Origin of the sequence: Devosia psychrophila (genome assembly GCF_000971275.1) — a bacterium.
Taxonomy (GTDB): Bacteria; Pseudomonadota; Alphaproteobacteria; order Rhizobiales; family Devosiaceae; genus Devosia; species Devosia psychrophila.
In genome coordinates this window covers 1-1,055 of sequence record NZ_LAPV01000025.1, presented here as the reverse complement: position 1 = coordinate 1,055, position 1,055 = coordinate 1, and the positions used below count along the sequence as shown (strand labels likewise).

General features: G+C 59.3%; 1 protein-coding gene and 2 pseudogenes. 1 reads left to right on the top strand and 2 read right to left on the bottom strand.

The window, feature by feature from the left end:
* Positions 1-232: pseudogene (locus WH91_RS25070) on the top strand (3-oxoacyl-ACP reductase); the annotation flags it as partial.
* Between the two features lie 3 nt (positions 233-235).
* Here WH91_RS25070 and WH91_RS02920 read toward each other — a convergent pair.
* Complete coding sequence (locus tag WH91_RS02920; RefSeq protein WP_046169528.1) at positions 236-493, bottom strand: acyl carrier protein; 258 nt, start codon at positions 491-493, stop codon at positions 236-238.
* A 20-nt stretch (positions 494-513) separates the two neighbouring features.
* A pseudogene (locus WH91_RS02915) lies at positions 514-1,055 on the bottom strand (hypothetical protein); the annotation flags it as partial.

The window sequence follows — 1,055 nt, the reverse complement described above, 5'->3', positions numbered from 1 at the left end:
AGCGACCAAAATACAACTTGCGGTCAACGGCATCCCGACCGCGACGGCCCAGACCCGCATTCTCGAGCCGTTGTCGGCAGAGCAAATCGCATACATGCGCTCCAGCATACCACGAGGTCGACTCCTCCAAGGCGATGAAGCTGCAGAAAGGGTGGCATGGGTGGTGTCCAAGGAGAACAGCTTCACCACCGCCTCGACATTCGATCTATCGGGCGGCCGGACGACCTACTGAGGTCTAGGCCGAAGGCGGCTGCATCGTGGCCACCTGATCAACCAATTCACCCATGGACAGGCTGAAAATGTCTTCCAGCGCTGGGCGCATGCCGAACCGGGCCTCAATCCGGTTCGCAAGCACCGGCGCCAGCAACGAGTCCCCGCCCAAATCCAGAAAGTAGTCGCCAAACCCGACATTGTCGCACTTGAGCAGTTGCCCGGCTTGCGCGCAGATCCAATCCTGCGCCGTTCTGGTGTGATCATGGTGTATTGGGTTCATCTGGGTTCCTCTTTGTCGTTCTAATCTGTATCGGTCTCAGCGCAAGGCGCGTTACCGCCAGCATCGCTCCAGACTCGATGCCGATATTCATCTCCGCTCAGAAGTGGTTGGCATGGCCTTAGAATGCGGGCGACATGCTGTTGGCTGTCTGCGCGGAACAGGTCACTGTCGATGGCCGAGACGAGTTGCGGCACACCGTACCGGAAGCCGCTGACCTCACGGGGATTGCGACCATTGCTGAGCAAGGCCCCTGCCCCGTACAGATGGAAGTCTCGCAAATAGTCGGCCGTCCCTTCCACCTTTTCGGTTAACGCAAAGCCGGGTGTAAGGTAAGGATATCGCTGAAGCTCGGCGTTCCGCCTGTCGGCAGTTGGTACAAAGCGGTCCCGCCAGAGCGCGATCTTGTCCGAGATGAAGGCCAATCCTGGCCGGGTTGACAGATCCACCGTATACCCGGTTCCGGCAATGACGAAGTCGAACTCCAGGGGAAGCCTTGCGCCACCCGATGTGAGCACGATCACGCTCCCCTCCATATGCAGCTGGGGCTCACGTGCCCCAAGAT